Source organism: Mycobacterium timonense (assembly GCF_025821985.1).
Classification (GTDB): domain Bacteria; phylum Actinomycetota; class Actinomycetes; order Mycobacteriales; family Mycobacteriaceae; genus Mycobacterium; species Mycobacterium avium.
In genome coordinates this window covers 260,631-283,210 of sequence record NZ_JACKSY010000008.1, presented here as the reverse complement: position 1 = coordinate 283,210, position 22,580 = coordinate 260,631, and the positions used below count along the sequence as shown (strand labels likewise).

The 22,580-nt window shown below is 68.5% G+C and carries 23 protein-coding genes; 13 read left to right on the top strand and 10 right to left on the bottom strand.

What is annotated here, in order from left to right:
* Positions 1-3: 3 nt before the first annotated feature.
* The 8 genes from H7I87_RS02525 (at position 4) to eno (ending at position 6,507) form a co-directional block, all read left to right on the top strand.
* Positions 4-456: a MarR family winged helix-turn-helix transcriptional regulator gene (locus H7I87_RS02525; RefSeq protein WP_009978373.1), complete on the top strand. Its 453-nt coding sequence runs from the start codon at positions 4-6 to the stop codon at positions 454-456.
* Between the two features lie 66 nt (positions 457-522).
* Positions 523-1,344, top strand: coding sequence for a flavin reductase family protein (locus H7I87_RS02520; RefSeq protein WP_009978372.1), 822 nt, complete (start codon positions 523-525; stop codon positions 1,342-1,344).
* Positions 1,341-2,081, top strand: a complete 741-nt coding sequence (locus tag H7I87_RS02515) for an SDR family NAD(P)-dependent oxidoreductase (RefSeq protein WP_009978371.1) — start codon at positions 1,341-1,343, stop codon at positions 2,079-2,081. The genes H7I87_RS02520 and H7I87_RS02515 overlap by 4 nt, the downstream gene beginning before the upstream one ends.
* A gap of 13 nt (positions 2,082-2,094) precedes the next feature.
* Positions 2,095-3,357 (top strand): aromatic ring-hydroxylating oxygenase subunit alpha, encoded by a 1,263-nt coding sequence (locus tag H7I87_RS02510; RefSeq protein WP_009978370.1) that lies wholly within the window; start codon positions 2,095-2,097, stop codon positions 3,355-3,357.
* Complete coding sequence (locus tag H7I87_RS02505) at positions 3,354-3,692, top strand: hypothetical protein (protein WP_009978369.1); 339 nt, start codon at positions 3,354-3,356, stop codon at positions 3,690-3,692. Before H7I87_RS02510 ends, H7I87_RS02505 begins: the two co-directional genes overlap by 4 nt.
* A 45-nt stretch (positions 3,693-3,737) precedes the next feature.
* Positions 3,738-4,583, top strand: a complete 846-nt coding sequence (locus tag H7I87_RS02500) for a TauD/TfdA dioxygenase family protein (protein WP_011725780.1) — start codon at positions 3,738-3,740, stop codon at positions 4,581-4,583.
* Position 4,584: 1 nt separating this feature from the next.
* Entirely contained in the window at positions 4,585-5,142 is a 558-nt protein-coding gene (locus H7I87_RS02495; protein ID WP_011725779.1) for a carboxymuconolactone decarboxylase family protein, read from the top strand.
* Positions 5,143-5,223: 81 nt separating this feature from the next.
* Positions 5,224-6,507 carry a phosphopyruvate hydratase gene (gene eno, locus H7I87_RS02490; protein ID WP_023868298.1) on the top strand — a complete coding sequence of 428 codons (1,284 nt, stop codon included), beginning with the start codon at positions 5,224-5,226 and terminating at the stop codon, positions 6,505-6,507.
* A gap of 8 nt (positions 6,508-6,515) precedes the next feature.
* On the opposite strand, the gene H7I87_RS02480 is transcribed toward eno, so the two are convergent.
* The 7 genes from H7I87_RS02480 to H7I87_RS02450 form a co-directional block, all read right to left on the bottom strand.
* The gene (locus tag H7I87_RS02480) at positions 6,516-9,398 is read right to left on the bottom strand and encodes an ATP-binding cassette domain-containing protein (protein ID WP_033712601.1); all 2,883 of its coding nucleotides are present in this window, start codon (positions 9,396-9,398) and stop codon (positions 6,516-6,518) included.
* Between the two features lie 62 nt (positions 9,399-9,460).
* Entirely contained in the window at positions 9,461-12,289 is a 2,829-nt protein-coding gene (locus H7I87_RS02475) for an MMPL/RND family transporter (RefSeq protein WP_010949846.1), read from the bottom strand.
* Positions 12,286-12,729: an MmpS family transport accessory protein gene (locus H7I87_RS02470; protein ID WP_023861033.1), complete on the bottom strand. Its 444-nt coding sequence runs from the start codon at positions 12,727-12,729 to the stop codon at positions 12,286-12,288. The genes H7I87_RS02475 and H7I87_RS02470 overlap by 4 nt, the downstream gene beginning before the upstream one ends.
* Before the next feature lie 144 nt (positions 12,730-12,873).
* On the bottom strand, positions 12,874-13,299 hold the full coding sequence (locus H7I87_RS02465) for a hypothetical protein (protein WP_003878798.1): 426 nt from the start codon (positions 13,297-13,299) through the stop codon (positions 12,874-12,876).
* Positions 13,292-13,477, bottom strand: a complete 186-nt coding sequence (locus H7I87_RS02460; protein ID WP_003874905.1) for a hypothetical protein — start codon at positions 13,475-13,477, stop codon at positions 13,292-13,294. Before H7I87_RS02460 ends, H7I87_RS02465 begins: the two co-directional genes overlap by 8 nt.
* Before the next feature lie 31 nt (positions 13,478-13,508).
* Entirely contained in the window at positions 13,509-14,918 is a 1,410-nt protein-coding gene (locus H7I87_RS02455) for a hypothetical protein (protein ID WP_031347692.1), read from the bottom strand.
* Between the two features lie 94 nt (positions 14,919-15,012).
* Positions 15,013-15,336 carry a DMT family transporter gene (locus tag H7I87_RS02450; RefSeq protein WP_003874907.1) on the bottom strand — a complete coding sequence of 108 codons (324 nt, stop codon included), beginning with the start codon at positions 15,334-15,336 and terminating at the stop codon, positions 15,013-15,015.
* Between the two features lie 63 nt (positions 15,337-15,399).
* Here H7I87_RS02450 and H7I87_RS02445 point away from each other — a divergent pair, with 63 nt between their 5' ends.
* From H7I87_RS02445 to H7I87_RS02435, 3 genes are all read left to right on the top strand, one after another.
* On the top strand, positions 15,400-16,317 hold the full coding sequence (locus H7I87_RS02445; protein ID WP_023861037.1) for an alpha/beta hydrolase: 918 nt from the start codon (positions 15,400-15,402) through the stop codon (positions 16,315-16,317).
* A gap of 78 nt (positions 16,318-16,395) precedes the next feature.
* The gene (locus H7I87_RS02440) at positions 16,396-17,202 is read left to right on the top strand and encodes an SDR family NAD(P)-dependent oxidoreductase (RefSeq protein WP_023861038.1); all 807 of its coding nucleotides are present in this window, start codon (positions 16,396-16,398) and stop codon (positions 17,200-17,202) included.
* Positions 17,199-18,173, top strand: coding sequence for a phosphotransferase family protein (locus tag H7I87_RS02435; RefSeq protein ID WP_023861039.1), 975 nt, complete (start codon positions 17,199-17,201; stop codon positions 18,171-18,173). Before H7I87_RS02440 ends, H7I87_RS02435 begins: the two co-directional genes overlap by 4 nt.
* A 3-nt stretch (positions 18,174-18,176) precedes the next feature.
* On the opposite strand, the gene H7I87_RS02430 is transcribed toward H7I87_RS02435, so the two are convergent.
* Positions 18,177-18,422 (bottom strand): hypothetical protein, encoded by a 246-nt coding sequence (locus tag H7I87_RS02430; RefSeq protein WP_003874911.1) that lies wholly within the window; start codon positions 18,420-18,422, stop codon positions 18,177-18,179.
* A 181-nt stretch (positions 18,423-18,603) separates the two neighbouring features.
* Between H7I87_RS02430 and H7I87_RS02425 the strand changes: the two genes are divergently transcribed.
* Positions 18,604-19,287 (top strand): MspA family porin, encoded by a 684-nt coding sequence (locus tag H7I87_RS02425; RefSeq protein WP_003874912.1) that lies wholly within the window; start codon positions 18,604-18,606, stop codon positions 19,285-19,287.
* Here the strand turns inward: H7I87_RS02425 and H7I87_RS02420 are convergent.
* Both H7I87_RS02420 and H7I87_RS02415 read right to left on the bottom strand, forming a co-directional pair.
* Positions 19,284-20,582: an acyl-CoA dehydrogenase family protein gene (locus H7I87_RS02420; RefSeq protein WP_023861040.1), complete on the bottom strand. Its 1,299-nt coding sequence runs from the start codon at positions 20,580-20,582 to the stop codon at positions 19,284-19,286. The two genes, H7I87_RS02425 and H7I87_RS02420, sit on opposite strands and share 4 nt — an antisense overlap.
* A 24-nt stretch (positions 20,583-20,606) precedes the next feature.
* Positions 20,607-21,389, bottom strand: coding sequence for an enoyl-CoA hydratase/isomerase family protein (locus tag H7I87_RS02415; protein WP_009978349.1), 783 nt, complete (start codon positions 21,387-21,389; stop codon positions 20,607-20,609).
* Between the two features lie 229 nt (positions 21,390-21,618).
* On the opposite strand from H7I87_RS02415, the gene H7I87_RS02410 reads away from it, so the two are divergent.
* Entirely contained in the window at positions 21,619-22,575 is a 957-nt protein-coding gene (locus H7I87_RS02410; protein WP_003874915.1) for an LLM class F420-dependent oxidoreductase, read from the top strand.
* Positions 22,576-22,580: the final 5 nt, after the last annotated feature.

Sequence of the window (22,580 nt, the reverse complement as noted above, 5' to 3'; positions counted from 1 at the left end):
GGCATGGAACTCACCGACAACATCCTGTGGTTGCTCAAGCAGGCTTTCTACTATTCGCTGACCACCATCAACGAGGCGATGCGGGAACACGGCGTGAGCACCGCCCAGATCGGTGTGCTGCGCCAGCTGGCCAACGAGCCCGGCCTGTCCGGCGCCGAGCTGGCGCGCCGCCTGCTGATCAGCCCGCAGGGTGTCCAGCTCGCGCTCACCGCACTGGAACGCCGCGGGCTGGTGGAAAGAAAACGGGACCCCCAGCACGCGCGCATCCTGCAGGCCCACCTGACCGGAGAGGGCCGCAAGGTCGCCGAAACCGTCGTCAACGACGCGATCGCCGCGCATCAGGAGGTGTTCGGCGTGCTGACCGAGCAGGAGCAGCAGACGCTGCGCGAACTGCTGGGCCGCGTGGTCGAAAAGGGCACCGGCCATGAGTTGTTCACCGATCACGTCGACGGCTGACCGGCCGCCACCAGGGCTGTATCTAGTACTTGAGATCAATCGCAAGTAGTTGATACTCTCACGGGGATGGCCGAGCAGCGCACCGCGACGCACGACGGTCCGGCGACGGTGACCGCCCCCGAATCGGGCGGTACCGACACCGCCGGACCCGGCGGTCGGTTGTACGCCTTGCCACCGCGGGGCCGGTTCGTGCTGACCGACACCGACCGGCAGCTGGTCGCGTTCGCCGGCGGAAGCGGCATCACACCGGTGTTCTCGCTGCTGCGCACGGCACTGACGGCCGGCACCCGCCGCGCGCGGTTGTTCTACGCCAACCGAAGCCGCGACGCGGTGATCTTCGACGAGGACCTGGCGGACCTGCAACGACGACATGCCGAGCGCTTCACGCTGCACCACCATCTCGACGACCAACGCGGGTTCGCCACGCAGGAGGACATTTCGGCGTTCATCGCGACCGCGGGCGACGCCGACTTCTATGTGTGCGGGCCGAATGAGTTCATGGACACGGTGTGCACCGCGCTGCGCGACGCGGGCATCGCGGCCGAGCGGGTGCACGTCGAGCACTTCGACGTCACCGACGTCGGCGCCGCGGCGCCGGCCGAGGGTCAGGTGCAGCCCGGCGAGGTCACCATCGTGTTGGACGGGGCCACCACGACCGCCCCGTACCAAGCGGGCAACACGTTGCTGCAGACCGCCCGCATGGCGGGGCTGCGGGCGCCCTCGTCGTGCGAAATCGGTTCGTGCGGAACGTGTATGGCACGCCTGACGCAGGGGAGTGCCCGGATGATCAACAACGACGCGCTCGATCCGGAGGAGGTCGACGACGGCTGGGTGCTGACCTGTCAGGCGCTGCCCACCAGCCCGACGGTGCGGGTGGTCTACGAATGAGGGTGGCGGTGGTGACCGGCGGCGCGTCGGGCATGGGCGAGGCGACCTGCCACGAGCTGGGTCGGCGCGGCATGAAAATCGCCGTGCTCGACGTCGACGAGCATGCGGCGCAACGCGTCACCGACGACCTGCGCACCGGCGGCGCGACCGCGCTGGGGGTGGGCGCCGACGTCACCGACCGGGCCGCCGTCGAGCAGGCCTTCGCGAAGGTGCGCAGCGAGCTGGGGCCGGTGACCGTCCTGGTGACCAGCGCCGGGATGTTCGGGTTCTCGCCGTTCCTGGACATCACCGCCGAATCCTGGTCGCGGATCATCGATGTCAATCTCACCGGGACGTTTCACTGCTGTCAGGTCGCGCTGCCGGACATGGTGGCGGCGAACTGGGGGCGGATCGTGATGATCTCCTCGTCGAGTGCTCAGCGCGGGTCGCCGTTCGCCGCCCACTATGCGGCGTCCAAGGGGGCGGTGATCACGTTGACGAAATCGCTGGCCCGCGAATACGCGCCGCACGGCATCACGGTCAACAACATTCCGCCGTCGGGCATCGAGACGCCGATGCAGCATCAGGGCCAGGCGGCCGGTTACCTGCCCTCCAACGAGCAGATCGCGGCGAACATCCCGCTGGGCTACCTGGGCACCGGGGCGGATATCGCCGCGGCGGTGGGGTTTTTGACGTCTGACGAGGCGCGGTACATCACCGGCCAGGTCTTGGGTGTCAACGGCGGAGCAGTGATGTGACAGTGAGGATTCGATGACCAGATCAGGTAGACCACCGGAAGGCTCGTGGACCGAGCACTACCCCGAATTGGGAACGGGGCCGGTCTCTTTCAAGGATTCGACGTCACCGGAGTTTTACGAACTCGAGCGGGAGGCCATCTTCAAACGGGCCTGGCTCAACGTCGCCCGGGTGGAGGAGCTGCCCCGGGTGGGCAGCTACCTCACCAAGGAGATCGAGGCGGCCCGCACCTCGGTGATCGTGGTGAAGGGCAGGGACGAGCGCATCCGCGCCTTCTACAACGTGTGCCGCCACCGCGGAAACAAATTGGTGTGGAACGACTTTCCCGGTGAGGAGACCCGCGGCACCTGCCGCCAATTCACCTGCAAGTACCACGGTTGGCGGTACGACCTGACGGGTGCGCTGAAATTCGTCCAGCAGGAATCGGAATTCTTCGACCTCGATCCGGCCGAGTACGGGTTGCGGCCGGTGCACTGCGACGTGTGGAACGGCTTCGTCTTCATCAACTTCGACCCCCAACCTCGCCAGAGCCTGCGCGAGTTCCTCGGCCCGATGATCACCGGGCTGGACGGCTATCCGTTCGACAAGCTGACCGAGCGGTACGACTGGGTGGCACACAACAACAGCAACTGGAAGATCTTCGCCGACGCCTTCCAGGAGTACTACCACGTGCCCGCCCTACACTCCCAACAGGTGCCTCCCGAGGTGCGCGACAGCAACGCCGTATTCACCTGTGGGCACTTCCAACTCGACGGGCCGCACCGGCTGGTTTCCACGGCTGGGCGGCGCCGCTGGCTGATGCCACCGGAATACATGTATCCGATCGAGCGGGCCACCCGCAGCGGCCTGGTGGGGCCGTGGCGGACGCCCGACATCGGCGAGCTGCCGGCCGGGCTCAACCCGGGCCGGATCGAGCAGTGGGGCATCAGCAATTTCCAGATCTTCCCCAACCTGGAGATCCTGATCTACGGCGGCTGGTATCTGCTGTACCGGTACTGGCCCACCTCGCACAACACCCACCGGTTCGAGGCGTATACCTACTTCCACCCGGCGCGCAGCGTGCGGGAGCGCATCGAGCACGAGGTCGCCGCGGTGGTGCTCAAGGAGTTCGCGCTGCAGGACGCCGGCATGCTCGGCGGGACCCAGGCGGCGCTGGAATACGGTGTGGTCGAGGACTTTCCACTCAACGACCAGGAGATCCTGGTGCGCCATCTGCACAAGGTGGTCGTGGACTGGGTCGACGCGTATCGCCGCGAACGCGAAACGGTGGGGGTGTGACCATGGCGTCCATGCTGCCCAGCGCCTTCGCCGAGCTGGAGGGCTATGCCCAAACGTGGTGCCTGCCAACCGAAACCGAGCGGTGGAATGCCAGGGTCAACGCGTCGATGCCGCAGCTGCGCGACTTCTACGACGCGTTCTTCCCCCGCCTCGAGGAGGCGATCGACTACTGCGACAAGTTTCCCCTCGATAACCTGCCCGACGACGTCGTCAACCTGTTGCACATGATCTACTCGCTGATCATGGTGGCCATGGCGGTGGAGATCATGCATCAACCCGCCCCGGTCGACGCCGCCGACGCGGTCATGATCCGGACCGGCGGCCCGGTGCCCTGACCCGGCGGCCAAGACCGTCCAACCCTGCTGCGGAAAGGAGCGGCCATGAGTCTGCTCACCATCACCAAACTCACCGACTCGGTCGGCGCCGAAGTCACCGGCCTGGATCCGGCCGCCCTGGCACACGACGACTCGGTGGGTGAGGCGGTGCTGGATGCCTTGGAAGACAACGGAGTTCTGGTCTTCCGCGGGTTGTATCTCGACCCGGCGGCGCAGGTCGCCTTCTGCGGCCGCCTCGGCGAGGTCGACCACTCCTCCGACGGCCACCACCCGGTGCCCGGCATCTACCCGATCACGCTGGACAAGTCCAAGAACGCCTCCGCGGCCTACCTGAAGGCGACCTTCGACTGGCACATCGACGGCTGCACACCGCTGGGCGACGAGTGTCCGCAGAAGGCCACCGTGCTGTCGGCGGTCCGGGTCGCCGAGCGGGGCGGCGAAACCGAATTCGCGAATTCCTACGGTGCGTACGACGCACTGACCGACGACGAGAAACAGCGGTTCGGCGCATTGCGGGTGGTGCACTCGCTGGAGGCCTCCCAGCGCCGGGTCTATCCCGATCCGTCACCGGAACTCGTGGCGCGCTGGCGGTCTCGGCGCACGCATGAACACCCGCTGGTGTGGACGCATCGCAGCGGGCGCAAATCGCTGGTGCTGGGTGCCTCCGCGGATTACGTCGTGGGCATGGACGTCGACGAAGGACGCGCCCTGCTCGAGGAACTGCTGCAGCGCGCCACGGTGCCCGAACGGGTCTACCGCCACGGCTGGTCGATCGGCGACACCGTCATCTGGGACAACCGCGGGGTGCTGCACCGGGCGGCGCCCTACGACCCGGACTCGTCGCGAGAGATGCTGCGCACCACCGTGCTCGGTGACGAGCCGATCCAATAGCATGGCCGCGTCCGACCGGCATCCGCAGCGCCTGACACCGCTGCCCGCCGACGAGTGGGACGAGGACACCCGCGCGGCGCTGGCCTCGCTGATCCCCGCCGAGCGCGCCAATCCCGTTGGGGCGGGGAATGTTTTGTCGACCCTGGTCCGCCACCCCGACCTCACCGCGGCCTACCTGCCGTTCAACGCGTACTTGCTCACCCGGTCGACGCTGTCGCCCCGGATACGCGAAGTCGCGCTGCTTCGGGTGGTACACCGCAGCAAGTGCGGCTACCTGTGGTCACATCACCTCCCCATCGCGCGGCGCGCCGGCCTGAGCGAATCCGACATCGACGACATCCGGCGGGGCCGCTGCGCCGACCCGACCGATGCGGCCGTGGTCCGGGCCGTCGACGAGCTCACCGGTGAGAGCACCCTGAGCCGGCAGACCTGGGACCGGCTGTGCGAGCTGTTCACGCAGCGGCAGTGCATGGACCTGATCTTCACCATCGGCGGCTACCTGCTGCTGGCGCTGGCGGTCAACACCTTCGGTGTCCAGGAGGAGGAGGAGACCCGCTAGGCGGGGAGTTCTCAGCGAGCTCTCAGCGGATTCGTCTTAGGCTGGCGCTCTCGATAGGCCTCGACAGGGTCCGGGAGGTCGATGGTGCGGATCGCTTCCGTCGTCGCCCGCCAACTGCTGGACTGCAAGGCCCGGCCGCTGGTCGAGGTCGAAATCACCACCGACACCGGCCATGTCGGCCGCGGCGCGGCGCCGACCGGCACCTCGGTCGGGGCGCACGAGGCGTTCGTCCTGCGGGACGGGGAGCCCACCCGATACCGCGGGCGCAGCGTGCACCGCGCCGTCGCCGCGGTCAGAGACGAGATCGCCCCCGTGCTGACCGGCGCCGAACTCGACGACCCGCGGTCGCTGGACCGGGTCATGATCGAACTCGACGGCACGCCCGACAAACACCGGCTGGGCGGCAACGCGATCTACTCCACGTCGATCGCGCTGCTGCGGGCGGCCGCCGCGGCAGCGGGCACACCCACCTACACCTACGTCGGCGCCCTGCTCGGGCTGACACCACCGACCACCGTGCCGATGCCCAGCTTCAACATGATCAACGGCGGCCGCTACGGGGACGTCGAGCAGAGTTTCAGCGAGTTCCTCGTCGTGCCGTATCGGGCGGAGTCGATCCAGGCGGCGGTCGAGAAGGGGGTGAGCCTGTTCGAGGTGCTCGGCGAGGTGCTCGCCGAACATCTGGGCCGCACACCGCTGTTGGCGTCGTCCTACGGCTATATCGCGCCGTCCGGTGACCCGCACGCCGTCCTGGAACTGCTGGCCGAGGCGGTCGAGCGCGCCGGCTGCGCCGACGTCATGGCGTTCGCACTCGACTGCGCGTCCAGCGAGGTGTACGACAACGGTTCCGCCACTTACGCTTTCAACGGCGGCCGGGTGACCGCGGAGGCGTTGATCGACTACGCTCGCGCCCTGTCGCAGGAGTTCCCGATGCTGTTCATCGAGGATCTGCTGGACGGCGACGACTGGGCCGGGTTCACCAAAGCGGTGCAGACGGTCAACCGTTCGATCATCGTCGGGGACGATTTGATCGTGACCAACCGCGACCGGTTGCGGCGCGCCGTCGAGACGTCGGCCGTCGACGGGTTCATCCTCAAGCCCAACCAGGTCGGCACCATCGCCGAGGCGCTAGACTGCTTCGAATATGCCTCGCAGAACGGCCTTCTGGCGATTCCGTCCGGCCGGTCGGGCGGCGTCATCGACGACGTGGTGATGGATCTGGCGGTGGGGCTGGGTGCGCCGTTGCAGAAGAACGGCGCACCGCGCTCGGGCGAACGCATCGAAAAGCTCAACTTCCTGCTGCGCGCGGCCGAGGGCATCCCGGACTGCGCGCTGGCGGATGTGCCGGCGCTGGCCCGGTTCTAAAAGCGGCTCTAGTGGCCGGCCAGCAACGCCAGCTCGGCCGCCACCGCGGCCGCGCACACCGCCGACGCGATCGAAAGCGCTATCCAGTCATTGCGTTTCGGACGCGACGGGGCCGCCGAGATCTGCCCGGTGCCGCCCCGCGCGGTGATCGCGTCGCCCATCTCGTCGGCGCGCCGCAGCGTCACGGTGATGACGGCGACGACCACGTCGATCAGGTCGGTCGCCGGCCGGCGCAGGCGGGCCCAGCGGGTCTGCGCCGGCCGGCGGGGCCGTAACCGCCGAGCGGCGTAGAGCACCCGGAACTCGTCGATGAGCATCGGGAAAGTGCGCAGCGCGAGCGCCAAGGCGACCGACCAGTCGTCGACCGGGATCCGCAGGACTCGCAGCGGCCTGCCCAAAGCCGCTACGGCCGGGGCGATCTGGGCGACGTTGGTGGTCCATGACACCAGTGCGCCCAGGCCGAGCAGCACCACGGTCAGCGCGGTCGCGCGCAGGAAGTCCAGCAGCCCGCCCAGCCCGAGCGACGCCGTGCCCAGGTGAATCGTCGGGGCCCCGCCGGCCAGCGCCGCGGTGACGCCGACGACGCCCAGGAAGATCCACAGCCAGCGCGGCACCGAGGGCAGCACACCGCGCGGGATGTGGGCCAGCCGCAGTCCCGCCGCCGCCAGCGCGGTCGCCAGCCCGATGGCCACCCATCCGGGAAACACCGTGAGCAGCAACGACATGGCGAACACCACCAGCAGTTTGGTTCCGGCCCACAGCTCGTGGATGGGCGAGCTGCCCGGGACGGGGCGCAGCAGCACCACGGGCCGGCGGCGCGCCGCCGGACGTTTAGTCGGAGGGGCAACGGGCACCGGAACAGGCTGGGCTGCAACAGGATTCGCATCCAAAGAGCCGTCGCGCAGGTGCAGGATGCGCGGGCACAGCTGCTCGAGCCCGGCGAAGTCATGCGAGATGACCACCACGGTCAGCCCGGTCTCGCGGCGCCGCTCGGCCAGCAGCTCGACCAGGCCGCGTTGACTGGCGGCGTCCAGCCCCGCCAGCGGTTCGTCGAGAATCAACACCCGGGGTGACCGCGCCAGCAGACCGGCCAGCACCACGCGCCGCATCTGGCCGCCGCTGAGCTGGTCGATGCGCCGCTCGGCCAGCCCGGCATCCAGGCCGACCGTGGCCAGCGCTGCGCTGACCCGGTCGTGGTCGTCGGGCGAAAAGCCCGCTGCCGAGGCCACTTCCAGGTCGACGCGGCTGCGCATCAACTGCAGCCGGGCGGCCTGGAACTGCAGCGCCACCGCTCCGACCTGTTCGGCGGCGGGACGGCCGTCGAGCAGACAGGTCCCGGTGGTCGGCACCGTCAGTCCGGCCATGATCCACGCCAGGGTGGACTTGCCCGAGCCGTTGCCGCCGTGGATCAGCAGCCCGTCGCCCTCGTGCACGGTGAAGCTGACGTCGTGCAGCGCGGTTCGGGACCACGGCGTGCCGCTGGCATATTCGTGCCCGACGCCGGCGAGTTCGAGCACCGGCGCCCGGCCCCCCCGGCCCGCCGGGAACGTCGGCGCGGGCGCGGTCGCCGTTCGGATCAGGGCGGTATCGCCTTGCGTATCACCGAGATTGATGGTGCGGTCGGCGTATTCGGCCTCGTCGTTGTAGTGGGTGATGTGCACCAGGGCGGTGCGGTGCCGCTCGGTCAGTCCGGACAACACGGTCAGCAGCTGCTCCCGGCCCTGCCGGTCCACCATGCTGGTGACCTCGTCGGCGATCAGCAGCGCCGGCTCCCGGGCCAGCGCCGCGGCCACCGCCAGGCGCTGCAGTTCGCCGCCGGACAGGCTGCCGGTGTCGCGGTCGGCCAGGCCCGCCAGCCCGACTTCGCCGAGCAGCCGGCCCACGTCGGTGGTGGTGCCGGGCGGCAGACCCCAGACCACGTCGTCGGCGACCCGGGTGCCCAGCACCTGGCTCTCCGGATGCTGCATGACGACGGCGGTCCCGCCGAGCTCACCCAGGCCCACCGACCCGGGGCGTTCGATCGTGCCCGACGTCGGTTCGCGGCCGGCCAGGACCAGCATCAGGGTGGTTTTCCCCGCGCCGTTGGCGCCGGTCACCGCGACGTGTTCACCCGCTTGCACGTCCAGGCTGACGGCGCGCAGCGCGTCGCGGTCGGCGTGCGGGTAACGCAGCCGCACCCGGTCCAGTCGCACCGGGACGGGCCGGGTCGGGCCGTTGCGTGCCGGCGCGTCCAGCTTGTGCACATCGGGAATCCCGCGCAGCCGCTCCAGCACCCGCGACAACGCCCACCAACCGACCAGCGAGGCGCCCACGATCGCGACGAGCGCGTACCCGAGCACCAGCCACTGCCAGTGCTGCAACGCCGCGGCGAAGAACTCGGCCAACCGCACGGCGGCCGCGTGCAGCGGCGGCACCCGCGCCACCACCGACGCGGCGCCGTCCACCGCCGCGCCGATGGCATGAAAGACCAACTGGCGCAACCGGGTCAACACGGTGAGCGCGATGACCATGCCCGCGCCGACGACGCCGGCCGCCACCAATGACACCGCCAGCACGGTGGGTGTGCCGCGGCGGTGCCGTTTGACGATTCCGGCCAGCCCGCCGGTGTAGGCGCACAACGCGATCGCCGCCAAGCCGCTCAACCCGACGACCAAAAAGCCGATCACGCCGGCGGCGACCGTCGCGGTGATCAGCACCCGGATCCGGTAGCGGTAGGCGAGCAGGCCGGTGGGCACGCTGCCGAGCAGCCCCAGCCCGCCGCCGTGCGGAAGAACGACCGCGATGATGGCGATCGCCGCGCACAGCGCGCCCATCACCGAGGCCTGCGCCAGTTCGCCGGGTCGTAGCGATCCGGCCCGCTTCTGCGGCCTCGCCGCGCCCGGCGCCGTCACGCCACGATTATGCCCGCGGCCGCTGTGGGCCCGGCCGTCTCTCTCATCGGATCTTCAGGTAGCTATCGCTGGGGCAGCGGCCGGGAACGCACCAGGGTGGGCCACCAGAACCACGGCCCGAGGATCCGCAGGATGGACGGCACCACGAACGAGCGCACGATCAGCGTGTCGAGCAGCAGGCCGATACACACGGTGGAGCCGACCTGACCGATCGTTCTGAGCTCGCTGGTGAGCATGGCCAGCATGGTGAAGGCGAACACCAAGCCCGCCGACGTCACCACGCCGCCGGTGCTGCCCAGCGCGCGGATCAGGCCGGTGTGGATGCCGCCGTGCAGCTCCTCCTTGACCCTGTTGATCAGCAGCAGGTTGTAGTCCGAACCGACGGCCACCAGGATGATGAACGTCAACGGTAGCACCAGCCAGTGCAGATGCAGGCCGATGAGGTGCTGCCAGAACAGGATGGACAGGCCGAACGCCCCGGCGTAGGAGAAGGCCACGGTGCCGGGAATCACCAACGCGGCCACCAGACTTCGGGTGATGAACAACATGATCAAGAAGATCAGCACGAACGCCGCGATCGCCGCGATCAGCAGATCCGACATCGCGTACTGCTTGATGTCCTTGTCGTTGGAGCCCGAACCGCCGATGTAGATCCGGGCGCCCGCCAGCGACGTCTCTTTCAGGATCGTCTTGATCGCTTCGGGGAACTGTTCGACGTGTTCCACCCCTTCGGGACCCATCGCGTCGCCCTCGTGGGTGACGATGAAGCGGGCCGCCTTGCCGTCCGGCGACATCATCAGCTTCATGCCGGTCTTCACGTCGTCGTTGTCGAAACCCTCGTGCGGGATGTAGAAGTAGTCGTCGCTGCGGGACCGGTCGAAGTCGTTACCGACGTTGATCAGGTCGTCGTAGGTCTGATCGGTCTGGATGGACTGCAGATCCGCCGACCCGTAGCTGTTGACCAACTTCAACTGCAACGCCTCGGTGTCGTCGGCGGTGGCCTTGAGCTGGGCGATGATCTGCGGGAACGCCTTGTCCACCTCGGTGAGCGAGATCCTGGCCTGGTTGATGTCTTCGGCCAGGTGGTCGATGTGATCGATGGTGTCCCACAGCGATCGGAACGCCCAGCACAGGGGAATGTCGAAACAGTGCTTCTCCCAATAGAAGTAGCTCTTGATGGGACGGAAGAAGTCGTCGAGATTCGAAACTTCCTCGTTCATCTCGTCGCTGACCCGTTGCAGGTCCTCCACGGTGAGCACGGTCTGGTGCAGCTCGTCGGACACCTTCTGGAAAAAGCCGATCTCCTTGCGCAGCACCGCAACAGAGTGCGCCTGGATCTCGGCCTGCGCGTCGGTGTTGGAGTTCTGTTCCCGGTTGAACGGAAGCTGCTGTCCGTTGCCGCTGCCCTGCGTGGTGAACAGGTAGGGGATGCTGGCGTGCTCGAGCGCGCGGCCCAGCGGCCGGGTCATGCCCTGCACCATCGCCACCCCGTGCAGCCGGATCAGAGCCTTGGCGACCCGGTCCAGCGAGATGAAGTCGGCCGAGTTGCGCATGTCGTGATCGGTCTCGATCATCAGCATCTCGGAGAACAGCTTGCTTTTCGGGAAGTGCCGATCGGCGGCCTGAAAACCCAGATTCGCCGGGGCATTTCGCGGCTGGTACTGCCGGTCGTCGTAGTTCTGCCGGTAGGTGGGCACGAAGATCGCCCCGACCATGACGATCGCGGAACTGGCCACCAGGATGGGCACCGGCCAGCGCACCACGCTGGCCCCGATGCGCCGGTACAGACGCCCTTTGCTGTCGGTCCGCGGGTCGAACATCCCGAACAGGCTGCCGACGGTCAGCAGCGCCGGACCCAGCGTCATCGCCGCGGCGATGGTGAACAGCATGGTGATCGCCACCGCGGGCCCCATGGTGTGGAAATAGTTCAGCCGCGCGAACGTCAGGCAGTAACACGCCCCTGCGATCGTCAGCCCCGACCCGATGATGATGGGCGCCACACCCCGGTAGGCGATATAGAAGCTGTCTTCCCTGCTTTCACCGGCTTGCCGCGCCTCGTGGTAGCGGCCCATCAGGAAGATGCCGTAGTCGGTGCCGGCCCCCAGGGTCAACGCGATGACGATGTTCACCGCGAACGACGACAACTCGATGTAGCCCAGATGCCCGAGGGTGGAGGTAATCCCTTTGGCGACAAGCATTTCGATGAGGACACCGAGCAGGGGCACCAGCAGGGTGGACGGCGTGCGGTACACCAGCAGCAGCATCACCACGATGAGGATGATCGTGACGATGGTGACGTTGTTCAGGCTGGCGTTGGCGATGGACAGCGTGTCGGAGGCCAGCGGCGCCGCGCCGCTGACGTAAACCTTGAGACCCGGTGGGGGAGTGTCGTTTTTGATGATGTCGCGGACCGCGTCCACCGACTGGTTGGCCTGGATCTGGCCGATGTCGCCGGCCAGCCGCAGTAGCACGTAGGTGCACCTGCCGTCGACGCTTTGCGCCCCGGCCGCGGTGAACGGTTTGCCCCACAGGTCCATCACGTACTGCACGTGTTTGGTGTCGCGCTGCAGGCGGCGCATCAGGTCGTCGTAGTAGAGGTGGTCGGAGTCTCCCAGCGGCCGGTTGGCCTCGAACACCACCATGGTCAGGTTGGTCGAGTTGGATTCGTGGAACTTCTCGCCGATGTGCAGCAGCGAGCGCTGCGAGGGCGCATAGTGCGGGACCATCGGCCCGGCGAGCTCTTCGGCGACCCGTTCCACTTGCGGCATAAAGGTATTCGTGGTGACGGCGAGCAGTCCCCAGAAGAAGATGATCGGTATCGCGAAGGCGCGGACCATCCTGGGGATGAGGGGACGTTTGACCCGGGAGGCGCCGAGGCGATGCTCGGTCATGCCGACTTCACCCGGCACTGGACGTCGGCGTCCTGGTGGTTGCCCGACTGCTCGTCGCGGACAACGTCATTGACCAGCATCCGGCACCCCACCTGACCACCGTGGACGTGCACCGAGATGCTGCCGGAGGCCACCGACAGCGTGGTGCTCTCGGTGTGGGTCCACGGCAGCGTGGTGATGTCGACCTGGTGCGGATGGCCGTCGATGTCGACGTAGACGAGTTTCCCGCCCTGCCCGACGGAGCCGAACACCTCGTAGGTGATCCGTTTGAGGTTGAACTGCTCGGGTGCCTGCGGACCGTTGACGGTGATGACCGGCTCCGGTTCGGAGAACTGGTGCACCTTGTACATGCAGAGCAGGCCCACGCCCACCGCGACGACGGCCACCAGCGGCATCCAGATCCGCGCCAGCACAGCACGCCCGGTGGAGCGAGGGCTCATGCGATCACCTGCGACCCGGTCCGGCCATCGTGCTGCTGCCCCCCGCTCTCGCCGTCGTGCCCGTCGAATAGTAGACGCTCATGTGCCCAATTGACACATCATCGTGCAAAGGGTCCGAACACCGCAACCCGAACCCGTCCTCGGTCAGGACAGGTGCCGCAGCCGCCGCCTCAGCCGTGCACTGCGGCGAATCTGGATGGCCAGGTTCGTCGAGGTCAACATGGGGATCACGCCGAGGAAGGTGCGCTCCGAGGGAGTCGCCCCGTGCAGGTGGTAGAGGCTGCCGAAGACGAAGAAGCACCCCAGCATGAACAGGGCGCCGGGGATGCACAGGGTCATCAGCGAGCCCCGGTCGGCGACGACCTGCTTGGCGTAGTCAACCTCCGCCGGCGACATGGGTTCGCCCTTGCGGACCTTGTGCAAAACCGCCTTGGCGCTGCCGATTTCCTCGCTGATCGGTGCGGTCGCCCGGCCCTCCAGCCGGTGCACGTGCACCGCGGCGACGAGCGCCAACGTCGACGCCAGCGCCAGGGCGATGACGGTCGCCAGACCGTAGACGGCCTCACTCATCGTTCCCCGCCCGGTCCTTGATGACGTCGCGGACGACCAGCCCGAGTAGGACGATCAGCGCAACCGGCACCAGCAGCTTGAAGAGTGCCGACGCGTGGCCGTACAGCAAGCCGTAGGCGCCCGCCCCGATCGCCACCATGGCGAGCAGGATGCCGCGGTTGATCTTGTCCGTGCTCATCGAAGGAACCTAACGCCTGGGCCGGGAGAGCTCAAAAGCCGATATCGCCGCCGGAGTCGGAGCCACCCGAATCCCACCCGGCTCCCGAGTCCCAGCCGCCGTCGAAGCCGATGTCGCCGCCCGCGTCATAGCCGCCGTCGTAGTTAGCGCCGTCATAGTTAGCGGCTTCGTAGTTGGCGGCTTCGTAGTTGGCGGCAGCATTGTGACTGCCGGCGTCCGCGAAGGCCGCGTCGCGGCCGGCCTCGAAACCGCGCTCGAATCCGCCGCCCCAATGGTCGTCCAGCAGCGCGTCCATCAGCAGCACGTCGCCCAACGCCCAACCCCAGCCCGGGCCCCAGAACGGGTACGGGTAAAAGCCGGGCTGGAAGAAGATCCCGTTGTGGTAGCCGCCGCCGAAGTAGTGCGGGTAGCCGGGCTGCGCGGTGGTGCGGTAGTCGGCGTTGCTGATCGTCACCGTCTGACCGGTCTCGGGGTCGGTGGTGCGCACGCTGGCCTGCTTGCGCTCCGGCGCGGGCACAGACGAATCCGCCGCGGCCCCTTCGGGTTCGCGCTGCCCCGGGTGCAGTTTGCGGTTGGCCTTGGCCACCGTGGACTCCACCACCCGCAGGTGGGCGCGGGCCGCGCCGTAATCGCCCTTCTCGTAGGCTTTTCGGGCGTCGTGCAGGCTGGCATTGGCCTTCAGCGACTCGGCGCTCACATCGGTGTTGCCGTCGGTGAGCACTTCGTTGTCGAGGTCGCCGACGTTCGACGCGGCGGTGATCAGCTCCTGCTTGATCTGCTCGCGGTTCTCGATGTCCTTGCGGTGCTTGCGATTTCGACTCACCGCGAACCAGATCAGGCCGGCCGTCGCCAACGCGATCCCGGCAATGACGAACGCCGCCTTCAGCCAGGCCCAGTCGTCGCGCTGGTGTTGCACCAGCGGGGAGGTGGACACCGGTGCGCGGGTGGGCACGCTGACGCCCGACAGCTTGCCGACGAATTCACTGGCCGCGCCGTACGGATCGTTGCGATGATCTTGCGCCGACTGGTTCATGAATTCGTCGACGTTGTCCGCGACGACCTTGGGCACGTGGTAGGCCCGCACGTGGTAGCCGCGGGAGTCGATGACCAGGATGACCCCGCTGAACTGGGCGTCTCGTCGCAGCATGGCCTCGTGGATGGAATCGGCCGTGGTCACCCCGCTCTGGGCGGGCGCCACCGCCGCCACCCAGATCGGCGGGCCGGAACTCCACCGCCACGGGCCCGCCAGGATCTGCCGGTTCAGCCCGTCCGGGTTCTGCAGCGGTGGCCGTGCCCCCGGGTCGGCCACCACATGCGTCTGGCTGTCGAACCTCGCCACCAGCTGATCGGTGTAGCCGTCGGCCCCGGCGAACGGGGCGAACAGCATGGCCAGCGCGATGGCCACCGGCGCCAGCGCCAGGCCGGCGAATCGTGATGTCACTTCCCTCCCTGCCACGAGTTGTGCTGTCGATCCTTGCGGCGCACCGGCGAATCGTCCACTCGAGACGGCACCTTCGGCCCGGCGCCGGACCCGGTCAGTGCGCCCCGGTCAGGTTCAGCGTCACCACGCCGGCGATGATCAGCCCGACACCGACGACCTTGGTCACCGATATCGGCGAGCCAAGGAACAGCACGGCGATCAGCACGATCAGCGCCGTGCCGATGGCCGACCACAACGCGTAGGCGACGTCGGTCTGCATGCCGCGCGAAATCGACACGGCCAGCAGCGCGAAGGACACGGCGTAGCCGAGCAGACAGATCACGGTGGGCCACAGCCGGGTGAAACCTTGGGTGCTCTTGAGCAGGCTGGTCGCGACCACCTCGGCCAAAATCGCGCAGATCAAGAACAGATAGGTCAAGACGCCTCCTCGCGCACGCATGTACAGGTATGTGTGTACAGGACAGGAAAGGAAGCGCAGGTTATGGCCGCTACCGGGCACCCGGTCCGCTTCGACGTCAGCAGCGCGGTCGGGGAGCGGGCGTCGCTGGCGGCGACCTACTATCCGGCGCGCGGCGGCACGGCGGCCGCGGTGCTGGTCTGCCTGCCGGGCGGCACCTACAGCCGCGAGTACTGGGACCTCGACATCGCCGGCCATGACGGCTACAGCTTCGCCGACTTTGCCACCGGCAACGGCTACGCCGTGCTGACGGTCGATCCGTTGGGCACCGGCGAAAGTTCGCAGCCGGCATCCGATTTCGGTTTCACCGAGATCGGCGCCGCGCTGGACTGTGCGCTGCGCGCGCTGCCCGGAACCACCGGCGTGCAGGCGCCGGCGGTGGCGGTGGCGCATTCGCTGGGCGGCTACCTCGCCCTCACCCAGCAGGCGCTGTTCGGCGGTTACGCCGCCATGGCGATGCTCGGGTGCACCAACCAGCACGTCGCGCCGCTGAACCTGGACCCGGCATTCCGCGCCCGCGCGGCCACCCCGCAGGGCCGCGCCGAGCTGGCCGCCGAGATCCTCGCCGCGCTGGCGCAGCCGTATTTCGCGGGGCCGCGCGAGCACCTGCAAGGCTGGTTCCACCTTGCCGACGTGCCCGCCGACATCGTCGCGGCGGACGCGGTCACCGCGGTGTCGGTGGTGCCGCGGGTGTTCGGCACGGCGATGATCCCCGGCATCGTGGCCGAGCACGCCGCGCGCATCGACGTCCCGGTGCTGCTCGGGTACGGCGTCGTCGACGTCTCCCCGGATCCGCGCGCCGAGGCCGCCCTGTACCGCAGCAGCCCCGACATCACCATCGTGGTGCTGGCCGGCAGCGCGCACTGCCACAACATGGCCTCGAGCCGGCATCGACTGTGGCGGCGGCTGCTGGCCTGGGCGGCGACGGCGATCGACGACTAGCCGCTTTTCCCGCACCGGCGATAATGGCATTCTCTGATGCGGAGAAGCCATTTCCGACGGTCACCGAGGAGGACGACGATGAGCGGGCAGCGGTGCGACGGGATGGTGGCGCTGGTCACCGGGAGCAGCCGGGGGCTGGGCAGGGCGATCGCCGCGCGGCTGGCCGAACGCGGCGCCACCGTGGCGCTGACCGCCCGCACCCTGGACCCCGACCCGAAATATCAGGGGTCGCTGCGCCAGACCCGCGACGAGATCCAGGCCGCCGGCGGGAAAGCCGTTGCGGTGCAGGCGGACCTGTCGCAACCCGACGAACGCGAGCGGTTGTTCGCCGAGGTGGTCGACACAGTCGGCGCGCCGGACATCCTGGTCAACAACGCCGCGGTCACCTTCCTGCGGCCGCTGGACGGGTTCCCGCAACGGCGCGCCCGGCTGATGATGGAGATGCACGTGCTCGGGCCGCTGCACCTGTGCCAGCTGGCGATCCCCGCGATGCGTGAGCGCGGCCGCGGCTGGATCGTGAACCTGACCTCGGTGGGCGGCGACCTGCCGCCCGGCCCGCCGTTCTCCGAATTCGACCGGACCGCCGGCTTCGGCATCTACGGCACGGCCAAGGCCGCCCTGAACCGGTTGACGAAAAGCCTTGCGGCCGAACTGTACGACGACGGGATCGCCGTCAACGCCGCCGCCCCGTCCAACCCCGTCGCCACGCCCGGCGCCGGCACCCTCGATCTGGCCAAGACCGACACCGAGGACATCGCGCTGATCACCGAGACGGTGTTCCGGTTGTGCACCGGTGATCCGAAGACGTTGACCGGTCGCATCGCGCACACCCAACCCTTCCTCGCCGAGGTCGGCTGGCCCGGCACCGGCCCGCCGGCCACATGAGCAGCGCCGAGCCGGACCTGGATGTCCTGCGCGGCCGGCTGGCCGGCGCGGGCATCACCGCCCTCACCCCGCTGTCCGGCGGCGCGTCCGGCCTCACCTTCGCCGGCATTCGCGACGGCCGGCCGGTGGTGATCAAGGTCGCTCCGCCGGGTGTCGCACCGGTTGGGCACCGCGATGTGCTGCGTCAGGCCCGCATCATCAAAGCGCTTGCGCCGACTGATGTTCCGGTTCCCCGGGTGTGCTGGGAGGACGCCGGGCGGCCACCGTACACGCCGCCGCTGTACGTGATGTCGCGCGTCGAAGGCGACTGTGGGGAACCGTTATTCGACGGCTGGCCGGCCATGCCCGGCCTGGCCGACCGGTACCGCAACGCGTGCCGGACCATGGCCGCGCTGCACCGCATCCCACCGACCGAACTGGGGTTGGGCGGCGAACCGGTCACCGATCCGGTGGCCGAAGTCCACCGCTGGTCCGACACGTTGGGGACCGTCGACCGGGCGCTGGCCCCCGGCTGGCCGAAAGTGCGTGACGCGCTGCTGGATTGCGCGCCGCGCGCGATGCCGCCCGCCGTGGTACACGGCGACTTCCGGCTGGGCAACCTGCTGGCCGACGGCCCGCGGATCAACGCGGTCATCGACTGGGAAATCTGGTCGATCGGCGACCCGCGCATCGACGTGGGCTGGTTCCTGATCAACTGCGACCCGGACACCTACCGGCGGGTGACGCCGCCGGACGGTGCGGTTCCCTCGACCGCCGAACTCGCCGACCTCTACCTTCACGAATTGTGTTGCGATGCCGGCGATCTGGATTGGTTCAGCGCGCTGGCGTGTTTCAAGTCGGCGGCCACCTGGTCGCTGATCGTCAAGCACAATCGGCGCCGATCCTCGCCGCGAGCCGAATTAGAGTCCATGGCAACGACTTTGCCGAGGCTGTTGGATCGCGCCGGGGCGCTGCTGGCTCGGCGCCGATGAGTGTTACTGGCAGCGGACCAGCAGATTTTCGCAGATCATCCCGACGTCGCCCGAGTCGTTCACCGGCTGGCCCTCGTTGGACGGGTTGGTCCAGGTGGTCGGGAACGGGCTCCACACGTCGTCGATCCCCGGCGGCTGCGGGCGCGGATCGACGTTGGGGTCGGCATGCGCCGCCCCGGCGGCGCACCCCAGGGCAATCGCCGTCGCCGCCGCGGCGAGCAGTCCGCGACCGCAGCTGCGAAACGTCATCGCCGCCTCCTCGGTTTCCGCCCGGATCGTTGGCCTGGGAAGCTTATCGAAAATCCCAGTCTACATTTGCGTGCACATCGCATAACAGTCACGAACGCACAACGACTTCGACCGGGCGCCCAGCAAATTTCGGTACCGGAATTGCCCGGTGCGTACGGTGTCGCCCGTGAGGCCGATTGCCGTGGTCGTTCGTCGCGCCCTGGTGGCCGCCGTCTGCCTGGCGCTGTCGCTGCCCACGGCGCCCACGACGGGCGCCGACCCCGACGCCGCGCCGCCGCCTCCGGAAGCCGCGCCGGCCGCCGAGGGGGCGCTGCCCTCCAATCCGCCCGCAATCCTCAAGACTCCCGACGGCTGGACGCTCGGACTCGGCGCCCGCGACGAGCAGCAGGTCCCGGTGGCGCCGCTGACCACCGCGCTGTCCTCCCGCGAATACCTGGCCAGCGGGATCTTCGTCGGCTCCCTGTCGGGACCGACCCAGCCGCAGGGCGTGCTCGAGGTGGGCTACGAGATCGGCTGCGGCATCGACATGAGCACGTCGGACGGCGTCACGATCGGCGGTACCGCCGGCATCACCCCGGGCGTGACCGGACCGGTGACCGGGGTGCCCGGGGACGTGCTGCCGCTGGTCGTGGCGCCGATCGCGGGCGTGCTCAACGTGGGCCTCAAACCCGGTCTGGTGATCGTGGTGCCGGTGGTCAAAAAGCAATTCCGCGGCCCCAACCCGTGGGTCATGGTCAGCAATTTCCACGTCAAGATCGACGGCTGCGTGGGCCAGTCCTTCATCCGGTCCTATGCGGTGCTCAACCGGGTGACCGACGAATCCGATGTGGTGCTGTCCTACGTCGGCGTCACCAAAGCCGTCTAGCCACGGGGAATTCCCGCCAGCTTGTCGGCGAATTTCGCCTCCGCAGCCGCGCGCAGCCGCAGCAAATGCTCGGAGGGAAACAGATCCGGCGCGGGCGCACGGTCTTTGAGCAGCAGCCGGGCCAGCGTCACCTTGTGCACCTCGGTCGGGCCGTCGGCCAGGCCGAGCACGAAGGACTCCACCAGGTACTGCACGAACGGCATCTCGTGCGTGGTCCCCAGCGAGCCGTGCAGCTGCAGCGCCCGCGCCGACACGTCGTGCAGCACCCTCTGCATCATCGCCTTCACCGCCGAGATGTCGGCCCGCACCGCCCGGTAGTCGTTGAATTGGTCGATCTTCCAAGCGGTTTGCAGTGTCAGCAGCCGAAACGCCTCGATCTCCATCCAGGAGTCGGCGACCATCTCCTGCACCAGCTGCTTGTTCGCCAGCACCTCGCCCTGGGTGTAGCGCGACACCGCCCGCTCGCAGATCATGTCGAAGATCCGGCGCACCAGGCCGACGGTGCGCATGGCGTGGTGAATCCGCCCGCCGCCCAGCCGGGTTTGCGCGACGACGAACGCGCCGCCGCGCGGGCCCAGCATGTGATCGGCCGGCACCCGGACGTTTTCGTAGCGGACGTATCCTTCCCGTCCGCCGCCGCCGAGGGGCTGATAGCCCAGCCCGACGTCGCGCAGCACGGTGATGCCGGGAGTGTCGCCGGGAACGACGAACATCGAATAGCGTTGATACGGCGGCGCTTCCGGATCGGTCATCGCCATCACGATGATGAACGAAGCCATCGAGGCGAACGACGAGAACCACTTCTCGCCGTTGATCACCCAGTGGTCGCCGTCGGGCACCGCGGTGGTGCGAAACACCTTCGGGTCGGCCCCGCCCTGCGGTTCGGTCATCGAGAAGCACGACACGATGCGGTTGTCCAGCAGCGGCTCGAGGTAGCGGGCCTTGAGTTCAGGTGTGCCGTAGTGCGCCAGGATCTCGCTGTTGCCGGAATCGGGTGCCTGGGAGCCGAAGACGATCGGCGCGCATTCCGAGCGGCCCAGGATCTCGTTGAGCAGCGCGAGTTTCACCTGCCCATAGCCCGGGCCGCCCAGGTGCGGACCCAGGTGGGTGGCCCACAATCCGCGCTCCTTGACGATCTTCTGCAGCGGCGGAATCAGCGCTTGGCGCACCGGGTCATCGAGGTCGTGAGATTCCTTGACGATCAGGTCGATCGGCTCGCACTCCTCGCGCACGAAGTCCTCGACCCATTCGAGTTGCCGCGCCCACTGGGGTTCGGTGGAAAAGTCCCACGACATCTGCCGTCCTCTCCGGGTTGCGGTTCACCGCGACCACTTCTGCCGGCGCGCCGCCGCCTCGTCGGTTGCGTGCGCGATCACCTGGTTGCGGTTCTCCAGCTCCATCGCCGACGCCAGGCTCGCGGCGTCGGTGTTGACCTGCAGGGCGCGCTTGGTCAGCTGCGCGCCGAGCGGCGCGTGCCCGGCGATGAGCCGCGCCAACTCCACCGCCCGCTCGACCAGCCGGTCCGGCTCGACGACCTCGCTCACCAGCCCGCGCCGGTCGGCTTCGGCGGCCGACACGGTACGGCCGGTGAGCATCCAGTCGGCGGCGACGCCGGTCCCGACGATGCGGGGCAGGTGATAGCTCATGCCCATCTCGGCGCCGGACAGCCCGAGCAGGATGGCCGCGTTGGCGAAAGTCGCTGCCGCCGAGCAGATTCGGATGTCGGCGGCCAGACACAGGGCCAGTCCCGCGCCGACGCAGGGGCCGTTGACCGCCGCGATGACGGGTTGCGGCAGTGCCCACACCGCCTCCGCGAGGGCGGCCATCCGCTCCTGAAACCGCATCCGCTCCAGCGCCGGCGCGTCGGCCCCGACCATCGACGGCCCGAAGTCACGCATGTCGATGCCCGCGCAGAAGCCCCGCCCGGCGCCGGTCAGCACCACGGCGCGTACCGCGTGGTCGGCGGCCAAATCGTCGAGCACCAACCGCAATTCGGTCTGCATCGCCTCGTCGATGGCATTGAGCCGGTGCGGGCGATTCAGCCGCAGCACCCGCACCCCGTCGCCCGGCGCGGCCAGCTCCAGCGTGCTCGGCATCGTCACACCCGCTCGATGATGGCGGTGCCCATGCCGCCGCCGGCGATCACGTCGTCGACGGCGTCGAGAATCCAGGCGTCGATGGGGAACTCCGATCGTCAGGGACCGCTCAGGTCACCAGCGATCGTAAATCGTCTCTCGGTTATCGAGAACTATCTTCTCCCGAATTGGCCGGCCTGTTCTCGCGGGTGCTGCCTAATGCTTAAGCGACCGCCGAGCGGGTAGCCGGGGCGCCATGACCAAGATCGGATACTTTCTTTCCTGCGAGCAGTTCGGGCCGAAGGAACTCGTCGACCAGGCCAAGCGGGCGCAGGACGCCGGGTTCGAGGCGCTGTGGATCTCCGACCACTTCCATCCCTGGAACGACGAGCAGGGCCAGAGCCCGTTCGTGTGGTCGGTGATCGGCGCGCTCTCCGAGGCGACGTCGCTGCCGGTCAGCACCGCCGTCACCTGCCCGACCATCCGGATACACCCGGCGATCATCGCGCAGGCGGCGGCCACCGCGGCCGTGCAGCTGCAGGGCCGGTTCGTGCTGGGGGTGGGCAGCGGCGAGGCCCTCAACGAGCACATCCTGGGCGATCCCTGGCCGTCCGCCGGGGTCCGGCTTCAGATGCTCGAGGAGGCCGTCGAGGTCATCCGCAAGCTGCACCAGGGCGGCGAGGTGAGCCACCACGGCAAGCACTACGAGGTGCAGGAAGCCCGGATCTACACCCGGCCCGAGCAGCCGGTGCCCATCTACGTCTCGGCGTTCGGGCCGCAGGCGGTGCGGCTGGCCGCCCGGATCGGCGACGGATACAGCATCTCCATGCCCGACGGCGAGCTGGTCAAACAGTTCCGGGAGGCCGGCGGCGGCGACAAGCCGGTGCAGGGCGGCACCAAGGTGTGCTGGGACGCCGACGCCGACGCCGCGCTGAAAACCGCGCACCGGCTGTGGGGCAACGAGGGGCTGCCCGGCCAGACGTCCCAAATCCTGCCCCGCCCCAAGGATTTCGCCGCGCTGATGCCGCTGGTGCCACCGGACACCGTCGCCCAGAGCGTCGCCTGCGGGCCCGACCCCGATCGGCACATCGCCCAGTTGCGCCGCTACATCGACGCCGACATCGACGAGGTCTACGTGCAGCAGATCGGCCCGGACATGGACGGGTTCTTCGCGGCCTGGGAGCAGGCCGTGCTGCCCGCGGTCCGCAACTAGCGGCC

Coding starts and splice junctions, on each gene's coding strand:
- H7I87_RS02445 (WP_023861037.1), top strand. CDS start 15,400: ATGGCCGCTACCGGGCACCCGGTCCGCTTCGACGTCAGCAGCGCGGTC.
- H7I87_RS02475 (WP_010949846.1), bottom strand. CDS start 12,289: ATGACCGAGCATCGCCTCGGCGCCTCCCGGGTCAAACGTCCCCTCATC.
- H7I87_RS02435 (WP_023861039.1), top strand. CDS start 17,199: ATGAGCAGCGCCGAGCCGGACCTGGATGTCCTGCGCGGCCGGCTGGCC.
- H7I87_RS02465 (WP_003878798.1), bottom strand. CDS start 13,299: ATGAGTGAGGCCGTCTACGGTCTGGCGACCGTCATCGCCCTGGCGCTG.
- H7I87_RS02500 (WP_011725780.1), top strand. CDS start 3,738: ATGAGTCTGCTCACCATCACCAAACTCACCGACTCGGTCGGCGCCGAA.
- H7I87_RS02470 (WP_023861033.1), bottom strand. CDS start 12,729: ATGAGCCCTCGCTCCACCGGGCGTGCTGTGCTGGCGCGGATCTGGATG.
- H7I87_RS02520 (WP_009978372.1), top strand. CDS start 523: ATGGCCGAGCAGCGCACCGCGACGCACGACGGTCCGGCGACGGTGACC.
- H7I87_RS02420 (WP_023861040.1), bottom strand. CDS start 20,582: ATGTCGTGGGACTTTTCCACCGAACCCCAGTGGGCGCGGCAACTCGAA.
- H7I87_RS02410 (WP_003874915.1), top strand. CDS start 21,619: ATGACCAAGATCGGATACTTTCTTTCCTGCGAGCAGTTCGGGCCGAAG.
- H7I87_RS02495 (WP_011725779.1), top strand. CDS start 4,585: ATGGCCGCGTCCGACCGGCATCCGCAGCGCCTGACACCGCTGCCCGCC.
- H7I87_RS02440 (WP_023861038.1), top strand. CDS start 16,396: ATGAGCGGGCAGCGGTGCGACGGGATGGTGGCGCTGGTCACCGGGAGC.
- H7I87_RS02510 (WP_009978370.1), top strand. CDS start 2,095: ATGACCAGATCAGGTAGACCACCGGAAGGCTCGTGGACCGAGCACTAC.
- eno (WP_023868298.1), top strand. CDS start 5,224: ATGGTGCGGATCGCTTCCGTCGTCGCCCGCCAACTGCTGGACTGCAAG.
- H7I87_RS02525 (WP_009978373.1), top strand. CDS start 4: ATGGAACTCACCGACAACATCCTGTGGTTGCTCAAGCAGGCTTTCTAC.
- H7I87_RS02515 (WP_009978371.1), top strand. CDS start 1,341: ATGAGGGTGGCGGTGGTGACCGGCGGCGCGTCGGGCATGGGCGAGGCG.
- H7I87_RS02460 (WP_003874905.1), bottom strand. CDS start 13,477: ATGAGCACGGACAAGATCAACCGCGGCATCCTGCTCGCCATGGTGGCG.
- H7I87_RS02430 (WP_003874911.1), bottom strand. CDS start 18,422: ATGACGTTTCGCAGCTGCGGTCGCGGACTGCTCGCCGCGGCGGCGACG.